This is a genomic window from Cellulosimicrobium sp. 4261, assembly GCF_040546915.1.
GTDB lineage: Bacteria > Actinomycetota > Actinomycetes > Actinomycetales > Cellulomonadaceae > Cellulosimicrobium > Cellulosimicrobium cinnabarinum.
The window spans coordinates 472,377-496,211 of the sequence record NZ_JBEPOQ010000001.1 but is presented as its reverse complement, the minus strand read 5'-3'; the positions used below and the strand labels follow the sequence as shown (position 1 = coordinate 496,211).

Genomic DNA, 23,835 nt, shown 5'->3' with positions numbered 1-23,835 from the left:
GGGTGGGCGCGGGGTTTCAGGCCGCTCGGCGGAGGCGGAGGGAGTTGCCGACGACGAGCACCGAGCTCGCGGCCATCGCCGCGCCCGCGATCATCGGGTTGAGCAGGCCGGCCGCCGCGAGCGGGATCGCCGCGACGTTGTACGCGAAGGCCCAGAAGAGGTTCTGCTGGATGACGCGCAGCGTCCGGCGCGACAGCCGGATCGCGGTCGCCGCGCTGCGCAGGTCCCCGCGGACGAGCGTGAGGTCGCTCGCCTCGATCGCGACGTCGGTGCCGGTCCCCATCGCGAGCCCGAGGTCGGCCGTCGCGAGCGCGGCGGCGTCGTTCACACCGTCCCCGACCATCGCGACGACGCGCCCCTCGCGCTGGAGCCGGGCGACGACGTCGACCTTCTCGTCGGGAAGGACGCGCGCGACGACGTCCGCCTCCGCGATGCCGACGGCGCGCGCCGCCTCGAGGGCCGCGCCCTCTCCGTCGCCCGTGAGCAGGTAGGGCCGCAGACCGAGCTCCCGGAGCTCGCGCACCGCCTCGGCCGACGTGGGCTTCACCGGGTCGCGCAGCACGAGCACCGCGCGCGCCCGGCCGTCCCACGCGACGACGACGGCGCTCGCCCCCGACGCCTCGGCCGTCGTGAACGCCTCGTCGAGCGCCGCGTCGGGCGTCACGCCCTCGCGCGCGAGCCACGCCGGCTGCCCGACGAGCACCCGGCGCGCGCTGAGCCCCGCGCCGTCGGCACCCAGCGAGAGGCCCGAGTGTGCGGTCCGGACGACGGCCTCGACCCCGCCGCCCGGGGCGCTGCGGAAGTCGAACGCCTGGAGCGAGCCCACCACGACGCCGTCGGCCCCGACCGTGGGGCCGTCGTCCGACGCCGGGGCGCCCGCGGGCAGGTCGCGTGCCGCCGCGGTGATCGCGCGCGCGATCGGGTGCTCGCTGAGGGCCTCCACCGCGCCCGCGTGGCGCAGGGCGTCGCGCGCGCCCGCGGCCGCCGGGTCGTCGGCCACGAGCCGGTCGAGCGGTGCGCGGCCCGACGGCGTCACGACCGCCTCGAGCGCCATCGTGCCCTGGGTGACCGTGCCCGTCTTGTCGAGCACGACCGTGTCGACGCGGCGCGTCGACTCGAGGATCTCCGGTCCCTTGATGAGCACGCCGAGCTGCGCGCCCCGGCCCGTGCCGACGAGCAGGGCCGTGGGCGTCGCGAGCCCCAGCGCGCACGGGCACGCGATGATGAGGACCGCGACCGCGGCGGTGAACGCGAGCTGCGTCCCCGCGCCGGCGAGGAGCCACGCGGCCAGGGTGCCGACCGCGAGCACGAGCACGACGGGCACGAACACCGCGGAGATGCGGTCCGCGAGCCGCTGCACCGGGGCCTTGCCCGTCTGCGCCTGGCTGACGAGCCGGCCGATCTGCGCGAGCGTCGTCTCCTCGCCGACGCGCGTCGCCCGCACCAGGAGCGCACCCGCCGCGTTCACCGTCGCGCCGGTCACGGCGTCGCCCGGGCCGACGTCGACCGGCACCGGCTCGCCCGTGAGCAGCGACGTGTCGACGGCGCTCGACCCCTCGAGCACGACACCGTCCGTCGCGACCTTGTCGCCCGGTCGCACGAGGAACACGTCCCCGACGGCGAGGTCGGCGGCGGGCACGCGCTCGGTGACGTGCGCGCCGTCGGGCCCGGTGCGCGGGGTGCCGTCGGGGGCGAGCAGCACGCGCTCCGCGTCCTTCGCGCCGAGCTCGAGCAGCGACCGCAGCGCATCGCCCGCGCGCCGCTTCGAGCGGTGCTCGGCGTACCGCCCCGCGAGGAGGAACGTCGTGACGACCGCCGCGACCTCGAAGTAGAGCTCGGGGGTGGCGCCCGCGTGGCCGCGCGACGGGACGAGCGTCGGCTCCATGCGCATCCCGAGCTCGCCCGCGCCGCCCAGCAGCAGTGCCCACAGCGACCAGAGCGTCGCCGCGACCACGCCGAGCGACACGAGCGTGTCCATCGTCGACGCGCCGTGCCGGGCCGCGCGGAACGCCGCCGTGTGGAACGGCCACGCGGCCCAGGTGACGACGGGCAGCGCGAGCGCCGCGACGACCCACTGCCAGCCGGTGAACTGCAGCGCCGGGACCATCGACAGCGCGACGACCGGCACGGTGAGCACCGCCGCGACGCGCAGGCGCTGCGCCAGCACGACGCCGCGGTCGGTCGGGGCGGCGCCGTCGTCGGGTGCGGCGGTGGCCCGGTCAGCCCCGGGGGCGCGGGCGGGCTCGGTGGCGGGGTCGCCGGAGGTGCTCGGGCCCGCCTCCGCCTCCTCCGGCCGCGCCGCCGCCTCGGCGGTCGTCTCGCCCTGGTCCGCCGGGGGAGTGCTCTCGACGGTGGTGGCGGTTGCGCGGCGGGTGGTGACGCGGGCCGTGTAGCCGGCCTTCTCGACGGCGTCGACGAGGTCGGCGTCGGTGACGTCGGCCGCGAGGACGACGTGCGCGGTCTCGAGCGGCAGGTTGACCGTCGCCGTGACGCCCTCGACGCGGTTGAGCCGCTTCTCGACGCGCGCGACGCACGACGCGCACGTCATGCCGCCGATCGCGAGGTCGACCTCGGCGACGGGCCGGGCCTCCGCGGCTCCGCCGGGTGCGGCGGTCGACGTGGGCGCGGGCTGTGCGGTCATCGGTGGGGCTCCTCGACGGGGTGCGGGGCGAGGTCGCCGCGGTGGTCCGGCGTGGTGGCCGTCGCGGCGTGCGCGGCGCTGCTGGTGCGCGCGGGGTCGGATCGCGGTGGCGACCGGGACCCGGGGTGCCCGACGACGGTCGCGGCCTCGTGCGGTCGAGGCGCGTCCCGCCGTCGGGCACCGGGAGGTGCGGACCGGGACGGTCAGGCGCGGGGCGGGACCTGGAGGTCGTACGTCTTCGTGGCGGGGGCGGCGTCCGCGGCGGGCTCGGTGCCGCAGCCGCACGCGCAGTCGTGCGCCTCCTGCTTGTCGGCCGCCTGCTCGGCGTACTGGGCGGCGAGTGCGTCCTGCTGGACCTCGACCGACTCGACCGTGTAGCCGGCCTCGTCGACGGCCTCGCGCAGCGCGGCCTCGTCGAGCGGGTCGTCGGAGAAGACCGTGACCTCGGAGGCGCTGCCGACGCGGAGCTCGACGCTCACGTTCTCGACGCCGGCGACGGCCTCGAGGTCCTTCGTGACGTGGGCGACGCAGTTGCCGCAGGTCATGCCGGTGACGCCCAGGGTCGTGACGGTGCTCATGGTGCTCCTCGGGTGGTGGGGTGGTCAGCTGCGGACGAGGCGGGCGATGGCGTCGGCGGCCTCCTTGACCTTCGCCGCGCCCTCCGTCTCGGACTGGCGGGCCGCGTCCACGACGCAGTGGCCCAGGTGGTCCTCGACGAGGCCGATGCTCACGGCCTGGAGCGCCTTGGTGACGGCCGAGACCTGCGTGAGGATGTCGATGCAGTAGACGTCCTCGTCGATCATGCGGGCGATGCCGCGCACCTGGCCCTCGATGCGGCGCATGCGCTTGAGGTACGCCTCCTTGTCGGACGCGTAGCCGTGCGGACCGGTGTGGACCGCCTGCTCCTGCTCGACGGCCGTCGCCTCGGTCGTGTCGGTCATGCTCTCCTCCTCGTCCAGGACGCGGTAGCGCGCCCGCCGCCTCGGTGGTGCGGCGGTGATACCCCGTCAGGGTACGCCCCATCATACCCCGGAGAGGTATGCGTCGGGAGGCTCCTCCCGCGCCTCCCCGCGCGTGACACGTGTCATGCCCGGCGCGTGAGGACTCCACCCCGACCGGTGACGGGCCGCACTGCCGCAGGCGCCCCGACGCCGCGAGGCTGGAGGCACCACCACACGAGAGGCGCATCATGACCGACATCGTCACCGGGCTCCAGGAGCTCACGCAGAGCCTTCCCCCGTTCCTGCGCTGGGTCGGCGTCCTGCTCGCAGGCGCGATCCCGTACGTCGAGGCCGAGGGTGCCGCGGTCCTGGGGGTCGTGGCCGGCGTCAACCCGTTCGTCGCGATCCCGGTCGCGATCGTCGGCAACGCGATCGCGCTCGCCGCGGTCGTCTGGCTCATCAGCGCGGCCCGCTCCGGGATCACGCGCGGACGCACCGTCGAGAGCTCGCCCAAGCGCCAGCGGATGCGGCAGGTCTTCGACCGCTACGGCGTGCCCGGCGTCAGCCTCCTCGGGCCGCTGCTCCTGCCGAGCCACGTCACCGCCGCGGCGATGGTCGGGTTCGGCGCACCGCGCGCCCGTGTCTTCACGTGGGGCGTCGTGGCCGTCGCGGCCTGGGCCCTCGTGCTGGGCGTCGTCGTGCACCTCGGCGTGAGCGCCGCCGTCGGCTGACGGCCGGGTCACGACGCCGTCACGGCGGCATCACGATTCGGCGCACGCCGCGCGGTGCGGTGACCCCGCCCCTACCCTCCGAAGCATGGGCAGGGGAGCCGGAGCACGACACGCGCTGCGCGTGACGGTGATGTCGGTCGCGCTCGCGGGCGCCGGGCTGGTCGCGGCGCCGCCCGCGGGCGCGTGCGCGTGCGGCGGGTTCGTCGACGGGCCCGCGTACGACACGTCGGTCTCGCACGAGACCGCGGTCCTCCAGTGGGACGGGACCACCGAGACGATGCTCGTCGAGCTCGCCACGCTGTCGAACGCGCCCGAGGTCGGCCTGCTGCTGCCCACGCCCGCACCGGCGGAGGTCGCGCTCGCCGACCCGCAGGTGTTCCGCGAGCTCGACGAGCTCACCCGGCCGCGCGCCGTCGTCTCCGACACCCGATGGTGGCCCGAGCTCGGCTTCGGGAGCGGGGCCGACGCCGTCGCGGGCGCGGGGGTCACGGTGCTCGACGAGGTCCGGCTCGGGCCGCTCGACGTCACGACGCTCGGCGCGACCGACACGGGCGCGCTCGACACGTGGCTCACCGAGCGCGGGTTCCAGCTCCCCGAGACGATCCGGACGGCGCTCGCCCCCTACGTCGGGGAGGGCTGGTCGTTCGTCGCCGCCCGGCTCGCGCCCGAGGAGGCCGCCGCGTTCGACGGCACGCTCCAGCCGCTCCGGGTCACGTTCCCGAGCGGCTCGCTCGTCTACCCCATGCGCATGTCCGCCGCGGCGGAGGACACCCAGAGCACGCGCACGTACGTCCTGGCCGACCACCGCGTCGACCGCGTCGACCCGACCGCCGAGGCGCAGGAGCCGACCGTGCGGTTCGCCGGGCGCCTCGACCCGGCGGACGTCACGTCGCAGGAGCTCGCCGCGCTCCTCGCGGGCGGCGGCTTCGTCACGGCCCACGAGCAGGTGTTCACCGAGCCGGCGACCCAGATCGTCTCCGACTTCGCCTTCGCGCCCGCAGCCGCGGACGTCGCCCACACCCCGACGTACGCCGTGGTCGCCGAGAAGCGGATCGGCCCGTTCTTCGCCGGGCCCGTCCTCGCGTTCGCCGGCGTGCTGGCGCTCGCGGCGCTCGTCGTCTGGAGAGGCCGACGGCGTCGCTCGCCCGCGCCGACCCTCGCACCGCACCCCGCCCGCGCCTGAGCGGCGCGACCCGGCCTGCTGCCGGGTCACCCGGTACGGGCGAGACGCGCGGTTCGCCGCGACACGCGGCACCGCCGGGTGTTCCATGGAGGCGAAGCGGGAGGCGCCCGGGCCCAGGCCGTCGGGAGCCGACCCGTCACCGCGGCAGGGGAGTGACCCATGACGATCCAGGACCCGATCCTCACCGCCTTCTCGCGCACCGCGAAGCAGGTCTGGTACTGGCCGGTGATCCGCGGCGTGCTCGCCATCCTCTTCGGCATCATCGCGCTCGCGTGGCCGGACAAGACGGCGGCCGTCGTCATCTGGGTGATCGGCATCTTCGCCGTCGTCGACGGCATCGTCGAGATCGTCGAGGGCGTCCGACGCCGCGGCACGGGGAGCGGCACCGCGCTGCTCGTGACGATGGGCGTCCTGAGCCTCGCGGTCGGCGTCGTGCTGCTCGTGTGGCCGGGCAAGACGGCGATCGTGCTCACCTGGATCATCGGGTTCTGGGCCGTGGTCTACGGCCTGTTCCAGACGGTCGCGAGCCTCGACCTGCGCAAGGTCCCCGGCAGCGGGTGGGGCTGGGGCGTCGTCGCCGGCCTGCTCGGCATCGTGTTCGGCCTGCTCGTGCTGTTCAACGTCAACGCCGGCCTGGTGTCGATCGTGTGGCTGCTCGCGCTCTTCGCGATCGTCTGGGGCGTCATGCTCATCGCGTTCGGCGTCCAGATCCGCTCGCTCGGCCGACGGGCCGGACGCGCGGCAACCCCCGGCACGTACTGACCTCACCGCCGCGCCGACCACGGGGTTGCTGTCGTCCTGAGCGTCAGAACGCCAGCAACCCCGTGCTCGGCGGGAGGGCCGCTCCGGCCAGACGCCGTCAGGCGGGACAGGCCTCCGCGGCCGCGCGGGCGGCGGCGGGGAACGCGTCGAGGATGCGGGCGACGGCGGCGTCGTCGTGGGCGGCCGAGACGAACCACGCCTCGAACACCGACGGCGGCAGGCTCACGCCCGCGTCGAGCATCGCGTGGAAGAACGCGCGGTACCGGAACGTCTCCTGCGCCTGGGCCTGCGCGTAGTCGCGCACGCCCGCGGTCGCGGCGAGCTCGCCGAACATCACGGAGAAGAGCGAGCCCGCGCGCTGCACGCGGTGCGGCACGCCCGCCGCGTCGAGCGCGGAGCCGACCGCCGACGACAGCACGCCCGCGACCTCGTCGACGCGCGCGTACACCGCGTCGTCGGCGAGCCGCAGCGTCGCCAGGCCCGCCGCGACCGCGACGGGGTTCCCCGAGAGCGTCCCCGCCTGGTAGACGGGGCCGAGCGGCGCGAGCTGGTCCATCACGCTCGCCGGCCCGCCGACCGCGGCGACGGGCATCCCGCCGCCCACGACCTTGCCGAACGTGAACAGGTCGGGCGTCCAGCCGTCCGCGCCCTGGCTGCGCAGCACCGCGTTCTCGAGGCCCCACCAGCCGCTCGGCCCGACGCGGAAGCCCGTGAGCACCTCGTCGAGGACCAGCAGCGCGCCGTGCGCCGCGGTGATGCGGCGCAGGCCCTCGTTGAAGCCCTCCGCGGGCGGGACGACGCCCATGTTCGCGGGCGACGCCTCCGTGATGACGGCCGCGATCTCGGAGCCACGCTCCGCGAACGCCGCCTCGACGGCCGCGAGGTCGTTGTACGGGAGCACGAGCGTCTCGGCCGCCGTCGCCTCGGTGACCCCGGCCGAGCCGGGCAGGGCGAGCGTCGCGACGCCGGACCCGGCCTCCGCGAGCAGCGCGTCCACGTGCCCGTGGTAGCAGCCGGCGAACTTCACGACGACGTCGCGCCCGGTCACGCCGCGCGCGAGGCGGATCGCGGTCATCGTGGCCTCGGTGCCCGTGGACACGAGGCGCACGTGCTCCGCGGCGGGGACCCGGCGGCGGATCTCCTCGCCGAGCTCGACCTCGCCGAGCGTCGGCGCGCCGAACGACAGCCCGCGGGCCGCCGCCTCCTGGACCGCGGCGACGACGTCGGGGTGCGCGTGCCCGAGCAGGGCGGGACCCCACGAGCACACGAGGTCGACGTACTCGCGCCCCGCGACGTCGGTCACGTACGGGCCGCGCGCCGACGCGAGGAACCGCGGGTCGCCACCCACGGACCCGTAGGCGCGCACGGGCGAGCTCACGCCGCCCGGGAGCACGCCCTGCGCGCGTACGAACGCGGCGTGGTTGTCCGCGCCGCCCGCGCCCGGTGCGCCGAACAGCGCGGCGTTCTCCGCCTGCACGGCCTCTGCCGTCCCGAAACCGCCCGTGTCCGTCATGCCCGCGTCCTTCCGTCGTTCTCGTCCAGCCAGCCCGCGAGCTCCGTCGCCCAGTACGTGAGGATCACGTCCGCGCCGGCACGCTTGATGCCCAGCACCGACTCCGTGATCGCGCCCCGCCGGTCGATCCAGCCGTTCGCGGCGGCGGCCTCGATCATCGCGTACTCGCCCGACACCTGGTAGGCCGCGACCGGCACCGGCGACATCTCCGCGACCGCCGCGAGGACGTCGAGGTACGACCCGGCAGGCTTCACCATGACCAGGTCCGCGCCCTCGGCGAGGTCGAGGTCGGCCTCGCGCAGGCCCTCGCGGGCGTTGCCCGCGTCCATCTGGTACGTGCGCCGGTCACCCTGGAGGGCCGAGTCCACGGCCTCGCGGAACGGCCCGTAGAACGCGCTCGCGTACTTCGCGGAGTACGCGAGGATGCCGACGTCGTCGAACCCGGCGCCGTCGAGCGCCTCGCGGATCACCGCGACCTGGCCGTCCATCATGCCCGACGGCGCGACGACGTCCGCGCCCGCCCGCGCCTGCGCGACGGCCATCGAGGCGTAGCGGTCGAGCGTCGCGTCGTTGTCGACGACGACGCCCCCGTCGCGTCCCTCGGCCAGCACGCCGCAGTGCCCGTGGTCGGTGAACTCGTCGAGGCACGTGTCCGCCATGACGACCGGCCCGCCGACCGCGTGCTCGCGCGCCGCCTCGACCGCGATCCGGATGCCGCGCTGCAGGATCCCGTCCTCGGCGTCCGCCTGCGTGCCGGTCGCGTCGCGCTCGGCGGGGATGCCGAAGAGCATGACGCCGCCGACCCCGGCGCGCGCGGCGTCGCGCACGGCGTCCGCGAGCGTCGCCTCGGTGTGCTGCACGACGCCCGGCATCGACGAGATGGGGCGCGGGGCGTCGAGGCCCTCCTTGACGAACAGGGGGAGCACGAGGTCGGACGCGTGCACGCGCGTCTCGCTGACGAGCCGACGCACGCGCGGGCTCGTGCGCAGGCGGCGCGGCCGGTGGTGCCCGACGGGGAGCTGGTGGGTCACGAGGGATCTCCTTCGGGGGTCGGGTCGGCAGGGGTCGTGCCCGCGGCCGGGGGAGCGGCCGGGCCGTCGGGCGGGGCGGCCGTGCGGGCGGCGGCGGCGGAGGCGGTGGCGGCGCTGGTGGCGGTGCGGCTGGCGGCGAGCGCGTCGGTGAGCGCGGCGGCCAGCGCGGCGTCGGTCGGGCGGTCCGCGACCGCGTCGAGCCGCAGCCCGACGTCGCGCGCCGCCCGTGCGGTCGGGCCGCCGATCGCGACGCCCACGACGTCGTCGCGCGGGCCGAGCTGACGCGCGACCTCGCGCGCGACGCTCCCCGAGGTGAGCACGACGGCGTCCACCGCGCCCGCGCGCCACGCCGCGACGACGTCCGGCGCGAGGGTGTGCGTGACGGTGCGGTAGGCGGTGACGACGTGCGGGACGTAGCCGAGGTCGTGCAGGCCGTCGTGCATCGTCGGCGCGGCGAGGTCCCCCTGCGGCAGCAGGACCACACCTCGACCTCGCGAGGGAGAGGTGTGGTCCCCCGAGGTAGAGCCCTGGTCGGCCGAGGGAGAGGTCCGGTCCGATGCGGGGAGGGTCGCGAACGCGGCGACGAGGCCGCGGGCGGAGTTCTCGTCCGGCTCGAGCTCGACGGTGATGCCGACCGCCTCCAGGGCGCGGCGCGTCGCGGGCCCGACGGCGGCCCAGCGGGCCCGGCGGGCCGCGTCGGCGAGGTCGACGCCTCGGCGGGCGGCGCTCGCGAGGAGCTCGTCGATCGCGTTGACGCTCGTCACGACGACCCACGCGAAGTCGCCGTGGACCAGGCGGGCGAGGGCACCGTCGACGGGTGCGGTGTCGGCGACGGGCGCGCGCTCGATCGCCGGGCTGACGAGGACGTGGGCGCCCGCGTCGCGGAGCGTCGTCGCGAGCCCCGCGGCGCGCTCGGGCGCGCGGGGGACCAGGACGGTCCGACCGGCGAGCACGTCGGCCCGGCGGGCTGCACCCGCGGCGCCGACGGCGTCCGCAGTGCCCACGGCGCCCGCTGCGCCCACGGTCTCCGCGGCGCCCGAGGGGCCGCGCGCCGGGAGCGGCGGCACCACGGACGCGGGCCCGCGCGACGGGTCGCGCAGCGGTCCGGGGCTCATTCCGCCGCGCCGCGGTAGCCGCCGTCGCGGAGCTGCTCGCGGGCAGCCTCCACGGCGCGGTCGGTCGCCGGGGCCTCCGCGGCCGGGGCGTCGAGGACGGGGGTGCCCGCCCCGGTCTCGCGCAGCGGCGCGAGGCGCGCGGCGCCGTCGGCGAGGAGCGCGTCGGCGACGCGCGCGCCCAGCCCGCGCGCGACGTCGTCCCGGGCGGTCGCGGAGGCGGCGAGCGACCCGGTGCTCGGGGGGAGCGCCGCGCGCGCGGAGTGCGTGAGCTGCTCGGCGCCGTCGACCCGCGCGACGACGGCGGTCAGCGCCACGTCGCCGTCCTCCACGACGGCGTGCGCGCCGACGGGGGCTGCGCACCCGGCCTCGAGCCGGCCGAGGAGCGCGCGCTCGGCGAGCACGGCGAGGCGCGTGGGCTCGTGGTCGAGGTCGTGCAGGGCGCGGGCGAGGACCGGGTCGTCGAGCGACGACGTGCGGACCTCGACGGCGAGCGCGCCCTGCCCGGCGGCGGGCGCCATGATCGCGGTGTCGATCACCTCGGACACGGCCTCGAGCCGGCCGAGGCGGGCGAGGCCCGCGTACGCGAGCACGACGGCGTCGAGGTCCGCCTCCTCGCCGAGCGCCCGCGCGAGGCGCGTGTCGACGTTGCCGCGGATGTCGACGACGTCGAGGTCGGGGCGGACGGACCGGAGCTGCGCGGCGCGCCGCGGCGACCCGGTGCCCACGCGCGCGCCGCGCCGGAGCGTCGTGATGGTCAGGCCGTCGCGCGCGCACAGGACGTCGCGCGGGTTCTCGCGCTCGGGCGTGACGACGGTGAGGCCCGGTGCGGGCTCGGTCGGGAGGTCCTTGAGGGAGTGCACCGCGACGTCGCACCGACCGTCGAGCAGCGCCTCGCGGAGCGCGGTCACGAAGACGCCCGTCCCGCCCATCTGGGCGAGCGAGCCGGTGAGCACGTCACCGTCGGTGCGGATGCGCACGATCTCGACGTCGCGGCCGGTCAGCTCTTCGAGGCGGCGGGCGACGTGGCCGGTCTGGGTCGTCGCGAGGGCGCTGCCGCGCGTGCCCACGCGGAGGGGCGTCGTACCTGCAGGACTCACGGAACCAGTCTCTCCCCACTTCGGCATTCCACGAAAATGCGCACGTCACCGCGCGGGAATGGCGCGCGGAGTGACGCGGTCCTGACGCTCGGTCAGGAACTTCCGGACAACGTGTCAGGTCAATTCGCGGAGAATTCTCGGGGCATTTCCGACGCGGAATCCGGTAAGGATTCCCTTACTCCGTGGACGCGAGGTCGCGCGCGCATTCCTGGGCGTGGCCGACGATCGACGCGAGCCCCGTCCCGGCGATCCAGCCGCCGGTCACGGCCAGCCCGGGCACGGCGTCCACGCGCGCGACGAACGCCGCGACCTCGCGCCGGAACGCGGGCGTGGGTGGGGGCAGCGCGCCGTTCCACCGCGTGACGACGTGCCCCAGGACGCGCCCGTGCAGGTCGACGCCGAAGAGGCGCGACGCGTCCACGACGACGCGGTCGAGGTCCGGCTCCGTCGTCGCGCCGATGCGCCCGTAGCTCAGGCGCACCACGTGGTGCCCCGGCCCGGCGGCGGCGCGGACGCGGTCGCGCAGCCAGGGCCACTTGGCGGTCGAGTGCGTGAGCGCCTTGGCCTCGACGTCCGACGGCGGCGCCGCGCGCCCGGCGTCGCGGTGCGGCGGGGCGACGAGCAGGCCGGTCCCGCGCGGGGCGTCGTCGAGCTCGGGAGCGCGCAGCAGGAGCGTCACGAGCCGCACGTCCGCGCCCGGCTCCGGGTCGGGCAGGAGGTCTGCCGCCGTCCCGACGAGCGGCCCGAGCGCGTCGACGAGCGCCGGGGTCGTCACGACGAGGCGCGGCGCGGCGAGGTCGACCGGCCTGCCCGGGGTCTCGGCGCGCACGAGCCAGGACGCGGGCCCCCGGTCCGGGGCCAGGGCGCGCGAGATGCCCGTGACCTCGTGACGCAGCCGGACGTCGGTCCCCGCGGCGAGCCCCTCGACGAGCCGGTGCATGCCACCGTCGATGCCGCGCACGGCCGACCCGGCCGGGGCGAGCGCGCGCATCGACGCGACGGCGCGCGCGAGCGACCCCTCGCGCTCGAACGCCTCGCGCAGCCCCGGCGCGACCGCGGCGACGTCCAGCCGGTCGAGGGGGGCGGAGTGCACGCCGGAGGCGACCGGCGCGACGAGCCGCTCGGTCACGCGCGCCCCCATGCGGGACCGTGCGAACGTCTCGAGCGTCCGCAGGTCGGTGAACCGGCGGGGCAGCACCCGGTCGAGGCTCGCGCGCAGCGCCCCGCCGAGGCCGACGGCGCGACGCACGTCCCGTGCCCAGGGGTCCGCGGGGATCCCGAGGACGCCCGCGCGCGGCAGGGGGTAGGCGTGCCCGGCGGCGTAGCCCCACGCGCCCGCGCCCGACGGCTCGACGACGTCCAGCCCCAGCTCGCGCACGAGGTCGCCGACGGCGGTGCCGCGCGCCGCGAACGACTCGGCACCGAGGTCGACCCGGACGCCGTCGAGGCCCGGGAGGTCCCCGCCGCGGACCGGTCCGCCCGGCACCTCGGCGGCGTCCAGCACGACGACGCGCAGCCCCTGCGCGCGCAGGGTCCGCGCGGCGGTGAGCCCGGCGACGCCCGCGCCGACGACGACCGCGTCCGCGGTCTCGACCCCGTCCGCTGCGGCGGGTCCGGACGGACGGGGCGTCGTCGGCTCGGTGCTCACCGTCGGGTCGCCTCCTCGGTGGTGGCGTCGGGAGCGTCGTCCGCGAGCGCCTGGACGAGCGCGACGACGCGCGTCAGGACGTCGGGGTCGGTGTCCGGCGGGACGCCGTGGCCGAGGTTGACCACGTGCCCCGGGGCGGTGCGCCCGCGGCGCACGACGTCCCGGACGTGCGCCTCGAGCACGTCCCACGGCGCGGCGAGCAGCGCGGGGTCGATGTTGCCCTGCACCGGCACGGGGGCGTGGCCGTCGGCGAGGAGCCGGGCGGCGTCGTCGAGCGGCGTGCGGTAGTCGACGCCCACGGCGACGTCCTGCACCCCGGCCGCGGTGACGGCGTCGCGCATGGCGGGGAGCAGGTGCCCCGTGCCCGTGCCGAAGTGGACGACGGGCACGCCGAGGTCCGCGACGTGGGTGAGTGCGCGCGTGCTCGCCGGGGCGGCGCCGGCCGCGTAGTCCGCGAGCGAGAGCGAGCCGGCCCACGAGTCGAAGAGCTGCGCCGCGCTCGCGCCCGCCTCGACCTGCGTCCGCAGGAACGTGCCGGTGAGGTCGGCCGCCCAGTCCACGAGGCGCTGCCACGTCTCCGGGTCGCCGCGCAGCAGGGCGCGCGCCGCGAGGTGGTCGCGCGACGGACGGCCCTCCACGAGGTAGGCGGCGAGGGTGAACGGCGCACCGGCGAACCCGATGAGGGGCGTCGTGCCGAGCGCGTCGACGGTCAGCGCGACGGCCTCGCGGATCGGGGCGAGCGCGTCGTCGGTGAGCTCGCTCTCGACGAGCCGGGCGACGTCGTCGGGCGTGCGGTACGCCTGGCCCATGACGGGGCCGACGCCCGGCGCGATCTCCACCTCGACGCCCGCGAGCCGCAGCGGCACCACGATGTCCGAGAAGAAGATCCCGGCGTCCACGCCGTGCCGGCGCACCGGCTGGAGCGTGATCTCCGAGGCGAGGTCGGGGCGCAGGCACGAGTCGAGCATGCTCACGCCCTCGCGCGCGGCGCGGTACTCCGGCAGCGATCGGCCCGCCTGGCGCATGAACCACACGGGTGTGATTTCCGGGCGCTTTCCGGTCGTGCCCGCGCGCAAGGCCTGCACGAGCGGGGAACGGTCCGTGCGGCCGTCGGTCAGGGGATGGCCCGGGGAAAGGGCGACAGGAATCACAGCTACCGATTCTGCCTCTCTCCCGGGGGAATGATTAAATCGGAGGCACTGTGGCTCTTCTCTCCCTCACGGCCAGCCACCACGAGCTGGACCTCGACGCCCTGGAACGACTCTCCACCGGGGCGCACTCGATCGGCGGCTCCGCGGTCGCGGCGTGCGACGTCATCACCGGTGCGGTCGTCCTCGCGACGTGCAACCGGTTCGAGCTGTACCTCGACGTGGACGCCCCCCTCGACGGCACCGGCGTGCAGCACGCGACCGAGCACGTCGCGCGCATGGTCGCCGAGGCGTCGGGCGTGGAGGTGACCGAGGCGCTCGCGTCGTTCCGCACGCGCGCCGGGACCGAGGTCGCCGAGCACCTGTTCGCCGTCGCGTCGGGCCTGGACTCGATGGTCGTGGGGGAGCGCGAGATCGCCGGCCAGGTCAAGCGGGCGCTGGAGACCGCGCACGCCGACGGCGTGACGTCCTCGACGCTCGAGCTCCTCTTCCAGACGGCGTCGCGCACGTCCAAGAAGGTCAGCACGCACACGACGCTCGGCGGGGCCGGTCGCTCCGTCGTCGCGCTCGGGCTCGACCTCGCCGCGGCCGAGCTGCCGCCGTGGCCGCAGGTGCGCGCCGTCCTCATCGGCACCGGGTCGTACGCGGGCGCGAGCCTCGCCGCGCTGCGGGCGCTCGGGTGCGACGACGTGCGGGTCTACTCGCAGTCCGGCCGCGCCGAGGAGTTCGCCGCCGCGCGCGGCGTGGAGGCCGTGACGGACCTCGTCGCGGCGCTGGAGGACGCGGACCTCGTGGTGTCGTGCAGCGGCGCGCGCGGGCGGGCGCTCGCCGCGGACGCCGCACGCCCGGGTGCCGAGCGGCGGGAGCAGGCGATCGAGCACGTGCTCGACGCCGCCGCGGTGGTGCGGGCGCGCGAGCGGGCCGCGGTGCGGGCGGGCGAGGAGCCCGTCGCGCGCCCCACGGTCGTGCTCGACCTCGCGCTGCACCGCGACGTCGACCCGCGCGTGGCCGACGTCGAGGGCGTGCTCCTGTACGACCTCGCGACGCTCGCGGCGCACTCGCCGTCGATCGCGTCCGAGCTCGTGACCCAGGCCCGCGCCATCGTCGACGAGGCGACGCGGGCGTTCGAGGAGACGCGCCTCGGCCGGGCGGCGGACACGGCGGTGGTCGCCCTGCTGGCCGACGCCGAGCGGCGCGTCGCGCTCGAGGTGGCCGACGTCGTCGCGCTGCGCGAGGCGGACGGCGACCCGGTGGAGCCGGACGAGGCCGACGAGATCGCGCGCGGCGTGCGGCGCCGCGTGCACGCCGACCTGCACCGCGCGATCGTCGCGGCCCGCGCGGAGGCCGTCGCCGCGGCGCAGGCCGAGGAGCGCGCGGTCGTCGCGGACGCCCAGGCGCTCGTCCACGAGGCCGCCGGCGTGCGCTGACCCTCCGTCCGCTCGACGGACCCGCTGCCTCGGGCATCCGATTGACAGCGCAGTCATACCCGGGAGAGGGTGGCCGACGGACGCCCGTCGTCGACCAGGAGCACCGTCGCCCCGCCACGAGCGGCCCGGGCGGCGCCTGACCGACGGCCCCGGGGCGCCCCGGGCGACGACGCCCGGTCGCACGTCGAAGAGGACATGGCATGAGACGACCACGACTCGCCCTGCTCGCCGCGGGGCTCGCGCTCGCCGTCGCGCCGGCCACGCTGCTGCCCGCCGCCGCGGGCGCCGCCCCCGCCGACGAGGGCACCGTCACCGCCGCCGCGAGCGACGACCTCACGCTCGAGGTCAACCCGTTCGTCGGCACCGAGAGCGAGGGCAACGCCTACCCGGGCGCGACCGTGCCGTTCGGCATGGTCCAGCTCAGCCCGGACAACACGAGCTCCTACGCCTCGACGTCGTACAGCACGAACGCCGGGCGCGTGTGGGGCTTCAGCCACCGGCACGTGAACAGCGCGGGCTGCCCCGCGGCGGGCGAGCTGCTTGTCACGCCGGACACGAGCGCGACCCCGCGCACCTCACGCTCCTTCATCGCGATCAAGGACCAGAAGAGCACCGAGCACGCGTCGGCCGGGTTCTACGAGGTGACCCTCGCGAACGACGTGCACGCCGAGCTCACCGCGACCACGCGCGTCGGCGCGCACCGCTACACGTTCCCCGCCTCGACGACGTCCCACCTGTCGTTCAACGTGGGCCAGACGCTGCGCGACGCCGGCGCGAGCTCGGTGACGTGGGTCGACGACCGCACGCTCGAGGGCTGGGTCGACAACGGCGGCTTCTGCGGCGGCACGCCGGACGAGCAGCGGTACTTCTTCAGCGCGACGTTCGACCGCCCGGTCGCGTCGAGCGGCACGTGGGGGACCGACGCGCGCTACGTCGCGGGCTCCACGACGAGCGAGGTCGCGGGCGGCGACAACGGCGCCGTCGCGATCTTCGACACCACGACCGACCGCGACGTCGAGGTGAGCGTGGGCGTGTCGTTCGTGAGCGTCGACGGCGCGCGCGCCAACCGTGAGGCCGAGGCCACCGACGAGGGCGGGCAGGTCGCGTTCGACACCGTGCGCGAGGAGGCCCGCGACGCGTGGAACGCCGAGCTGGGCCGTGCCGCGATCGACGCGTCGCCCGCCCAGCGCCGGATCTTCTACACCCAGCTCTACAAGACGCTGCTCTCGCCGACGATCGGCAGCGACGTCGACGGCCGGTACCGGGGCATGGACCTCGACGTCCACCAGGCCGACGGCTGGGACTACTACCAGAACTTCTCGCTCTGGGACACGTACCGCACGCAGGCGACGCTGCACGCGCTCCTGCTGCCCGAGCGCGCGCAGGACATCGTGCGCTCGATGTACCAGCACCGCGTCGAGGGGGGCTGGCTGCCGCGCTGGTCGCTCGGCGCGCTGGAGACCAACATCATGGCGGGCGACCCCGTCACGCCGTGGCTCGCGGAGAACTTCGCGCTCGGCACCGTCCCCGACGACATCGCGGACGAGCTGTGGGACTACCTCGTCGAGAACGCCACGACGACCCCGCCGGACGGCGTCGCGTCCGTCGGGCGGCGCAGCACCGAGTTCTACGCCGAGCACGGCCACGTGCCGTTCTACCCCGAGAACGAGGGCGGCCTCGGGGGCCAGTTCGAGGAGTACCGCCACGGCGGCTCCGCGACGCTCGAGCTCGCGCTCGCCGACGCGAGCCTCGGCGCCGCGGCCGAGCGGACCGGCCGCGAGGGTGGTCAGGCGTTCCTCGACCGGGGCCGCAACTGGCGGAACCTGTGGAACCCGGACGTCCCGCTCTCCGGCGGCTTCCAGGGCATGGTCAACGCGAAGCGCCCGACCGGCGAGTTCGTCACGCTGCCCGAGCTGACCGACGTCACGCGCTCCGGCTTCCACGAGGGCGTGCCGTGGCAGTACCAGTGGATGGTGCCGCAGGACGTCACGGGCCTCCAGGAGGTCATGGGCGGCGAGGACGGCTTCGTCGAGCGCCTCGACTACTACTTCGACCAGCCGGCGCTCGCCGCGAACCCCGGCGTCTCGCCGAGCACGTGGGCCAAGGGCGGCAGCTCGTACTACACGACGATCCGCTACAACCCGGGCAACGAGCCGACGATCATGAACGCGTGGCTCTACGGCTACGTGGGCCAGCCGTGGAAGACGAACGACGTCCTCGCCGCGAACCTCAACCGCTTCCCGGACACCCCGGGCGGCGGCGTCGGGAACGACGACCTCGGCACGCTCGCCGCCTGGTACGTCATGGCGTCGCTCGGGTTCGAGCCCGTCATGCCGGGCTCCGGGATCCTCGCGCTCAACGCGCCCAAGGTGCAGGCCGCGACGGTCACGACCGACGCCGGGGCGACGCTGCGCATCGACGCGGCGGGCGCGAACGAGAAGCTCCCGAGCTACGTCGCCGGGCTGGAGGTCGACGGCGTCGCGCACACCGCCGCGTGGCTGGACGTCGCGGCGCTCCAGGACGGCGGCACGCTCGACTTCGACCTCTCCGACACGAGCGCGGGCCTCACGTGGGGCACGGGGGCGGCCGACCGCATCCCGTCGGTCTCCGCCGTCGTGCCGCCCGCGCCGGTCGAGGTCGAGGCGAGCGCGCGCTGCCTCGGCGGCCGGGCGTTCGTCGCGGTCCGCGCGACCAGCACGGCCGACGCGCCCGTCGACGTGACCCTCACGACGCCGTTCGGCGAGCGGACGGTCCGGCAGGTGCAGCCGGGCAAGAGCGCCTACCAGTCGTTCACCACGCGGGCGACGTCCGTCGAGGCCGGGACGGCGACCGTCACCGTGGTCGCCGCGGACGGCACGACGTCGACGGTCGACGCGGTCTACGACGCGCTGGCCTGCGACTGACCGGCAGGTCACCGCGGGTGCGCGCCGCGCACCGGTCGAGGGCCGTCGTCGGGCAGCACGCCCGACGGCGGCCCGCGCCGCGCCGCTAGGCTCGCCGCGTGAGCACCACCACGCGCCTGGGCGTCCTCGACATCGGCTCGAACACCGTGCACCTCGCCGTCGTCGACGCCGCGTACGCGGCGCGTCCCGTGCAGGCCGCGGGGGCGCGCACGGTCGTGCGCATCATGCGCTACCTCCGGCCGGACGGGTCGCTGTCCCCGGAGGGCGTCGCGGCGATGCTCGCCGCCGTCGACGACGCGATGGCGCTCGCGCGCGAGTCGGACGTCGACGAGATGCTGCCCATGGCGACGTCGGCGCTGCGGGACGCGACCAACGGGCCCGAGGTGCTGGCGGCGATCGGCGAGCGCGTCGGGCAGCCGGTCCACGTGCTCTCCGGCGAGGACGAGTCGCGACTGACCTTCCTCGCCGCGCGCCGCTGGCACGGCTGGGCCGCGGGTCGGCTGCTCGTCCTCGACATCGGGGGCGGGTCGCTCGAGATCGCGTCGGGGGTCGACGAGGAGCCCGACCTCGCCGTGTCCCTCCCGCTCGGCGCCGGCCGCACGACCATGGCCTTCCTGCCCGACGACCCGCCCGCGCCCGAGCACGTCGAGGCGCTGCGCGAGCACGTGCGCGCGACGCTCGCGCCCGCCGTCGCGCGGTTCGCCCGCCTCCCGCGTCCGGACCACGTCGTCGCGACGTCCAAGACGTTCCGCTCGCTCGCGCGGCTCGCGGGCATGCAGACGGAGGCGGTCGGCCCTGACGACCGGTGGCGGATGCGGCGCTCGCAGCTCGCGGACTGGGTGCCGCGGCTCGCGCGCATCACGGCCGAGGGACGCACCGCCCTGCCGGGCATCACGCCGGAGCGCACGTTCCAGATCGTCGCGGGCGGGGTTGTCGCGGTCGAGACGATGCGCGCGCTCGGCGTCGACGAGGTCGAGATCTGCCCGTGGGCCTTGCGCGAGGGCGCGATCCTGCGCCGCCTCGACCACGCCTGACGTCCGGCGACCCGCTCAGCCGGCGGCTCCCGCCGCGCCGCGCGGCGTCGCCCACCGCGGCGCGTCCGTGCCCCACGGCCGGGCCGGGGCCGGGTAGTCGTCGACGGGCTCGCCTGCGAGGCGGTCGAGCGCAGGCCGGGTCGTCGTCACCTCGACGTCCCGGCCGTCGAGGCGTACCCGGTGCCCGACGACGCACCGCGCCCCCGGCGTCCGCGGCGGCCCGTGCGCGGGGTCGCGCCGGGGGGCCGAGAGCAGCGCGTGCGCGGTGCGGGCGAGCGCGCCGTCGACCTCGCGCCCGCGTCCGTCGGCCGCGCGGTCGGCGAGGGCGTCCACGACGGCCGCGGCCACGAGGTAGCCCGTCGCGTGGTCGAGCGCCTGGGCGGGCAGGGCGCCCGGATCGGCGACGGCGGTGTCGTGTGCCGGGTCGCCCGCGGTCCCGTCCCGCGTGCCCTCCACGAGCGCGATCCCGCTGGCCGCCTGCACGATCGAGTCGAAGCCGCGCCGCGGCGCCCACGGGCCGTCGTCGCCCCACGCGCTGACGCGCGCGTGCACCGCACCGGCCGGGAGGCGCAGGCCGAAACCCTCCACCGCGCCCGGGCGGTAGCCCGTCACCAGGACGTCCGCGTCGTCGAGCAGCTCCTGGGCCCGGGCCCGGCCGGCGGGGGTCGCGAGGTCGAGCAGCGCGGACCGCTTGCCCTGCCCGGTGTCGAGGTGCTGGACCTCGATCTCCGGCAGCCCCGGAGGGTCGACGCGCAGGACGTCCGCGCCGAGCAGCGCGAGCGTCCGGGTCGCGACGGGCCCGGCGATGACGCGGGTGAGATCCAGGACGCGGAGGCCGGCGAGCGGCCGGGGCCCCGGGAGGAGCGGGCGCGGGGGAGCGACGTCGTCGCGCACCGTGGTCCGTACGGGAGGGCCCGACGCCGCGGCCCGGCCGGGCGCGGACGCGCGCCACTCGTCCACCGAGCGCACGCGCACCGCGATCGCGCCGACCGTGGCCGCGCGGTCCTCGACCTCCTGGGCCGACCGCACGGCGAGCGCCGCCGCGACGTCGTCCCGGGACGGGGCGTCCGCGACCGCGACGGGCAGGTCGAGGAGCGCGAGCAGCCGCACCCGGTGGTGCGGGTAGTTCGCGTGCGTGCGGACCCAGCCGTCCGCCGTGCGGAAGAAGCCGGACAGCGGCGCGAACCCGTCCACCGGCGCACCGTCGACGCGGAGCAGCCGGTCGCTCGTGAACGCCGCGGCGACGCGCTCGGGGTCGGGGGCCGGTCCGGGGTCGAACCCGCCCGCCCGCGCCGCCGCGTCCCGCAGGGCTGCGACGGACTCGACCGCGAGGTCCCGGACGGGCAGCGTCGCGGCGAGGAAGCCCTCGTCGGCGTGCCCCGTCCCCGTGGTCATGACCCGACGGTACGCCCGAGCGTTGTTGGACAGTCGTCCATCTGGCGGTGCCCTGGAACTGGCCTTACCGTGCTTCAGGCGTGTCAACCCGACACGCCGGGCATGTCAGAACTTTCAGGGGGCAGGGGATGGTTCGGAACGCGAGGCGCTGGTCGGGCATCGTGAGTACGGCGATGGCGGCGGCGCTCGCCACGGGCCTGGGGGGCGTGCTGGTCGCCCCGAGCGCGAGCGCGGCGGCCGCCGTCGTGGCGCCGCTGGGGGCACGCACCTACTCGGTCTCGTCCTACTACGGTCCGCGCTGCATGCCGGTCGCCAGCGCGTCGACGTGGCACCTGGGACAGGACCTCGGCGCGGCCTCGGGCACCCGGATCAACGCGATCGCGGACGGCACGGTCCTCCGAGCGGGCAGCGTCAGCGGGTTCGGGCAGTGGGTCGTCCTGCGGCACACGATCGGCGGGAAGACGGTCTCGAGCGTGTACGGGCACGTCATCGACGGCGACAAGTACGTCAAGGCCGGGCAGACGGTCAAGGCCGGGCAGCGCATCGCCGACGTCGGCTCCACCGGGATCTCGACGTCCCCCCACCTGCACCTCGAGGTCTGGAACGGCACCTACGGGTCGGGCGCCTCGCACACCGACCCGCTCGCCTACCTCAAGGCCACGGGCGTCGACCTCGGGCGCAACGCGACGCGGGTGGCCGCCCGGTCGACCGCGACGTCGTGCACCTACTACACGAACGCCGCCGTGGACGTGCGTGCCGGGGCGGGGACGGGCGCCGTCGTCGCCCGGGTCGCGCGCGGGGCGACCGTCGTCGGCAAGCCCGGGGACGAGAGCGGCACGTGGCGCCGGGTCACGTCGGGGCGGACGACGGGCTGGGTCCCGGCCGCGAGCATCGGGCCGACGAAGCCCGCGCCGGTCAGCACGCCCCCGGCGACCAAGCCGCCGGCACCCCAGCCGGCACCCAAGCCCGTCCCGACGCCGTCGGCGCCCCAGCCGGCGACCCGGTACGTCACGGCCGCGTCGCTGAACCTGCGGGCGTCGGCGACGACGTCCTCGGCCGTGGTCGCACGGCTCCCGAAGGGCACGAAGCTCTCCGTCGCGACGACCTCGGGCGGCTGGCTGAAGGTCACCGCGAACGGCCGGACCGGGTGGGTCTCGGCCCAGTACACGTCCACGAGCGCCCCCGCGGCGCCCGCGAAGCCGGCCCCTGCCCCGGCACCGCCCAAGGCCGCGACGTCGTACGTCACCGCCTCGAGCCTCAACCTGCGGGCGTCGGCGTCGACGTCGTCCAAGGTCGTCGCGCGGCTCGCGCGCGGGACCGCGGTGACGCACGCCGGCACCGCCTCGAAGGGGTGGCTCAAGGTGACCGCCGGGGGCCGCACGGGCTTCGTCTCGACCGCGTACCTGTCGGCGCAGAAGCCGCGCTGAGCCGATCTCCGTGCCGCGCCCCTCCGGGGGCGCGGCGTCAGTTCCCCAGCGTCACCGTGCCGGGGAACCGGGCGGCGGACCGGTCCGTGACCGAGCCGTCGCCCGCAGCGTTGATCTCGCTGATCATCATGACGAGGTCCAGGTCGGAGTCGGCCGCCCGGGCGAGGCTCGTGGCGAGCTGGTACGGGTCCGAGAGCGGCTTCATGTCGTAGTCGGTGACGATGGCCCGCGTCTGCATGCCGAGGGCGTCGTTCTCGACGGCGGTGCGCACGCTGTCGGCGAGGCGGTTCATCTGCGACTCGGTGAGCGTCATCGTCACCTGCTGGCCGGGCGACACGTCGCCGGACGGCGAGAAGCCCGAGAAGTCCCGCGTGTTGAAGTACTGCGACGACATGTCGTCGGCCGTGACGTCGAACGAGTACGTGCGCGCCGACAGGTCCTCCGTGCCGGAGGCGTCGAACGACTGCGACAGGCGGAAGTCGCCCCGGTCGCCGTACGTCGCGGTCATGAGCTGCTCGGTGCTGCCGTCGGGATACGTCGTCGCGACGAGCGACCCGGTGTTCTGGCCGATCTGCCACTCGGCGCCGCCGACGGGCGTGTCGAAGCCGACGGTCGACGTCGAGTCGTAGTTGACGCGCTCGATGGTCGTCGTGCCGGAGATCCCGGTCGACGGGTCGCCGGGGATCTCGCCGGTGACGAGGTAGGTGTCGTAGGCGGCCTGGCCCTCCGGCGTCGACAGGTCGAACTCGGCGCTGCGCAGGGACGCGCCGTCGAGCGACGTCGTGTTGCCGAGCATGACCTTCACCGCGTCGAAGTCGAGGCCGAGGCCCGCGTGGTTCGCGATCGCCTCCGTCGGGCCCGCGGTGACGCGGACCGTGTCGTCGCCCGTGCGCTCGATGAGGCTGCTCACGCCCTCGGAGTCCTTGACGGACGACTCGAGCGCGATGTGCCGGAACGCGGCGTCGAGCTCGGTCTTGGCGTAGCTCCCGCCGTCCATCGTCACGGACGAGCCGACCGGCATGCTCCGCGGGTCGAACGGGTTGACGGAACCGGGGTCGACGTCGGTGCCGTCGGGCATCTTGAGGGTGTACTCGGACGTGACGCCGGTCGTGTACCCGCCGCTGACGCCCGTGCCCCCCTTCGAGACGCCACCCTCGACGCCGATCGAGACGTCCGACTTCGACGTGTACGTGGTGAAGCCGTCCTCGGACTTCTCCCCGACCGTGTACTCGGCGCCGCCGTTGACGCCGAACGAGACCTTGGAGCCGTCGGTCGTCTTGAACCAGTCGGCGAGCGACCCGCTGCCGGAGTACGTCGTCTCGCCGCTGTCCGGGTCGTGGGAGACGCCGAAGCCGACCTTCGAGTCCGTGCCCTCGGTCGCGGGGCTCCCGAGGCCTCCGTTGTCGGATCCGCCGCTCTGGCTGCCCTTCACCGAGACCGTCGGGCCGCCGGGGCCCTCACCGCTCTCGCCGCCGTCGCCCGACCCGCCGGATCCCGGCCCGGACCCGCCCGGCCCGCCGGGGCCGCTGCCGCCCCCGCCCGTGCCGTCGGAGCTGGCGCTCTCCTGCTGGTCGGCGTTCGTGCGCACCTTGTCGGCCGCGTCGCGGAGCGTGGCCGCGGCCGCGGCGAGCGCGGGGCCGAGCTCCGAGGTCCATCGGCCGCGCAGCTCGTCGCCGTCGGGGCCGGCCCAGCGGGCTCCGCTGACGGTGGACTGGAGGCCGCCGCGCGTCGTCTCGAGCGACTCCGACGCCGTCGTCAGGCTCTGCGCGAGCCTGCGCAGCTCGCCGATGTCGGCACCGTAGAACCCCATGGTCGTCCCTCTGTCGCGGCGGATCGTGC

The 23,835-nt window shown here is 76.1% G+C and carries 18 protein-coding genes; 7 read left to right on the top strand and 11 right to left on the bottom strand.

All coding sequences use genetic code 11. From position 1 onward, the window contains the following. Positions 1-16 precede the first annotated feature (16 nt). The 3 genes from ABIE39_RS02225 to ABIE39_RS02215 form a co-directional block, all read right to left on the bottom strand. Entirely contained in the window at positions 17-2,641 is a 2,625-nt protein-coding gene (locus ABIE39_RS02225) for a heavy metal translocating P-type ATPase (RefSeq protein WP_209827988.1), read from the bottom strand. Between the two features lie 203 nt (positions 2,642-2,844). Beyond that, positions 2,845-3,219: a cation transporter gene (locus tag ABIE39_RS02220; RefSeq protein WP_175008761.1), complete on the bottom strand. Its 375-nt coding sequence runs from the start codon at positions 3,217-3,219 to the stop codon at positions 2,845-2,847. A 24-nt stretch (positions 3,220-3,243) separates the two neighbouring features. Further along, positions 3,244-3,582 carry a metal-sensitive transcriptional regulator gene (locus tag ABIE39_RS02215; protein WP_034654885.1) on the bottom strand — a complete coding sequence of 113 codons (339 nt, stop codon included), beginning with the start codon at positions 3,580-3,582 and terminating at the stop codon, positions 3,244-3,246. A gap of 248 nt (positions 3,583-3,830) precedes the next feature. Here ABIE39_RS02215 and ABIE39_RS02210 point away from each other — a divergent pair, with 248 nt between their 5' ends. The 3 genes from ABIE39_RS02210 to ABIE39_RS02200 all read left to right on the top strand — a co-directional run bounded on the left by ABIE39_RS02210 (position 3,831) and on the right by ABIE39_RS02200 (position 6,258). Beyond that, the gene (locus ABIE39_RS02210; RefSeq protein WP_074804843.1) at positions 3,831-4,313 is read left to right on the top strand and encodes a hypothetical protein; all 483 of its coding nucleotides are present in this window, start codon (positions 3,831-3,833) and stop codon (positions 4,311-4,313) included. Positions 4,314-4,398: 85 nt separating this feature from the next. Next, a complete protein-coding gene (locus ABIE39_RS02205; RefSeq protein WP_209827989.1) occupies positions 4,399-5,496 on the top strand; it encodes a DUF2330 domain-containing protein in 1,098 nt (365 codons plus the stop codon). A 159-nt stretch (positions 5,497-5,655) separates the two neighbouring features. Continuing rightward, a complete protein-coding gene (locus ABIE39_RS02200; RefSeq protein ID WP_175008759.1) occupies positions 5,656-6,258 on the top strand; it encodes a DUF308 domain-containing protein in 603 nt (200 codons plus the stop codon). Positions 6,259-6,355: 97 nt separating this feature from the next. Here the strand turns inward: ABIE39_RS02200 and hemL are convergent, their stop codons facing one another. The 6 genes from hemL to hemE all read right to left on the bottom strand — a co-directional run bounded on the left by hemL (position 6,356) and on the right by hemE (position 13,687). Beyond that, positions 6,356-7,771, bottom strand: coding sequence for a glutamate-1-semialdehyde 2,1-aminomutase (gene hemL / locus ABIE39_RS02195; protein ID WP_209827993.1), 1,416 nt, complete (start codon positions 7,769-7,771; stop codon positions 6,356-6,358). Continuing rightward, positions 7,768-8,802: a porphobilinogen synthase gene (gene hemB / locus ABIE39_RS02190; protein WP_209827994.1), complete on the bottom strand. Its 1,035-nt coding sequence runs from the start codon at positions 8,800-8,802 to the stop codon at positions 7,768-7,770. Before hemB ends, hemL begins: the two co-directional genes overlap by 4 nt. Next, entirely contained in the window at positions 8,799-9,917 is a 1,119-nt protein-coding gene (locus ABIE39_RS02185; protein WP_354050221.1) for a uroporphyrinogen-III synthase, read from the bottom strand. Before ABIE39_RS02185 ends, hemB begins: the two co-directional genes overlap by 4 nt. Next, positions 9,914-11,041: a hydroxymethylbilane synthase gene (gene hemC / locus ABIE39_RS02180; protein ID WP_502914825.1), complete on the bottom strand. Its 1,128-nt coding sequence runs from the start codon at positions 11,039-11,041 to the stop codon at positions 9,914-9,916. The genes ABIE39_RS02185 and hemC overlap by 4 nt, the downstream gene beginning before the upstream one ends. 148 nt (positions 11,042-11,189) lie before the next feature. Then, positions 11,190-12,662 carry a protoporphyrinogen/coproporphyrinogen oxidase gene (locus ABIE39_RS02175; protein WP_354050217.1) on the bottom strand — a complete coding sequence of 491 codons (1,473 nt, stop codon included), beginning with the start codon at positions 12,660-12,662 and terminating at the stop codon, positions 11,190-11,192. Beyond that, complete coding sequence (gene hemE / locus ABIE39_RS02170) at positions 12,659-13,687, bottom strand: uroporphyrinogen decarboxylase (protein WP_502914828.1); 1,029 nt, start codon at positions 13,685-13,687, stop codon at positions 12,659-12,661. The genes ABIE39_RS02175 and hemE overlap by 4 nt, the downstream gene beginning before the upstream one ends. A gap of 176 nt (positions 13,688-13,863) precedes the next feature. Here hemE and ABIE39_RS02165 point away from each other — a divergent pair, with 176 nt between their 5' ends. From ABIE39_RS02165 to ABIE39_RS02155, 3 genes are all read left to right on the top strand, one after another. After that, a complete protein-coding gene (locus ABIE39_RS02165) occupies positions 13,864-15,237 on the top strand; it encodes a glutamyl-tRNA reductase (RefSeq protein WP_354050214.1) in 1,374 nt (457 codons plus the stop codon). Between the two features lie 200 nt (positions 15,238-15,437). Beyond that, complete coding sequence (locus ABIE39_RS02160) at positions 15,438-18,140, top strand: GH92 family glycosyl hydrolase (protein WP_354050212.1); 2,703 nt, start codon at positions 15,438-15,440, stop codon at positions 18,138-18,140. A gap of 98 nt (positions 18,141-18,238) precedes the next feature. After that, positions 18,239-19,174, top strand: coding sequence for a Ppx/GppA phosphatase family protein (locus ABIE39_RS02155; RefSeq protein WP_255437166.1), 936 nt, complete (start codon positions 18,239-18,241; stop codon positions 19,172-19,174). A 15-nt stretch (positions 19,175-19,189) separates the two neighbouring features. On the opposite strand, the gene ABIE39_RS02150 is transcribed toward ABIE39_RS02155, so the two are convergent. Next, a complete protein-coding gene (locus ABIE39_RS02150) occupies positions 19,190-20,569 on the bottom strand; it encodes a CoA transferase (RefSeq protein ID WP_354050210.1) in 1,380 nt (459 codons plus the stop codon). A 161-nt stretch (positions 20,570-20,730) separates the two neighbouring features. On the opposite strand from ABIE39_RS02150, the gene ABIE39_RS02145 reads away from it, so the two are divergent. Continuing rightward, the gene (locus ABIE39_RS02145; RefSeq protein ID WP_354050208.1) at positions 20,731-21,996 is read left to right on the top strand and encodes an SH3 domain-containing protein; all 1,266 of its coding nucleotides are present in this window, start codon (positions 20,731-20,733) and stop codon (positions 21,994-21,996) included. 37 nt (positions 21,997-22,033) lie between these two features. Here ABIE39_RS02145 and ABIE39_RS02140 read toward each other — a convergent pair whose 3' ends face one another. Further along, the gene (locus ABIE39_RS02140; protein WP_209828009.1) at positions 22,034-23,806 is read right to left on the bottom strand and encodes a hypothetical protein; all 1,773 of its coding nucleotides are present in this window, start codon (positions 23,804-23,806) and stop codon (positions 22,034-22,036) included. Between the last annotated feature and the right edge of the window lie 29 nt (positions 23,807-23,835).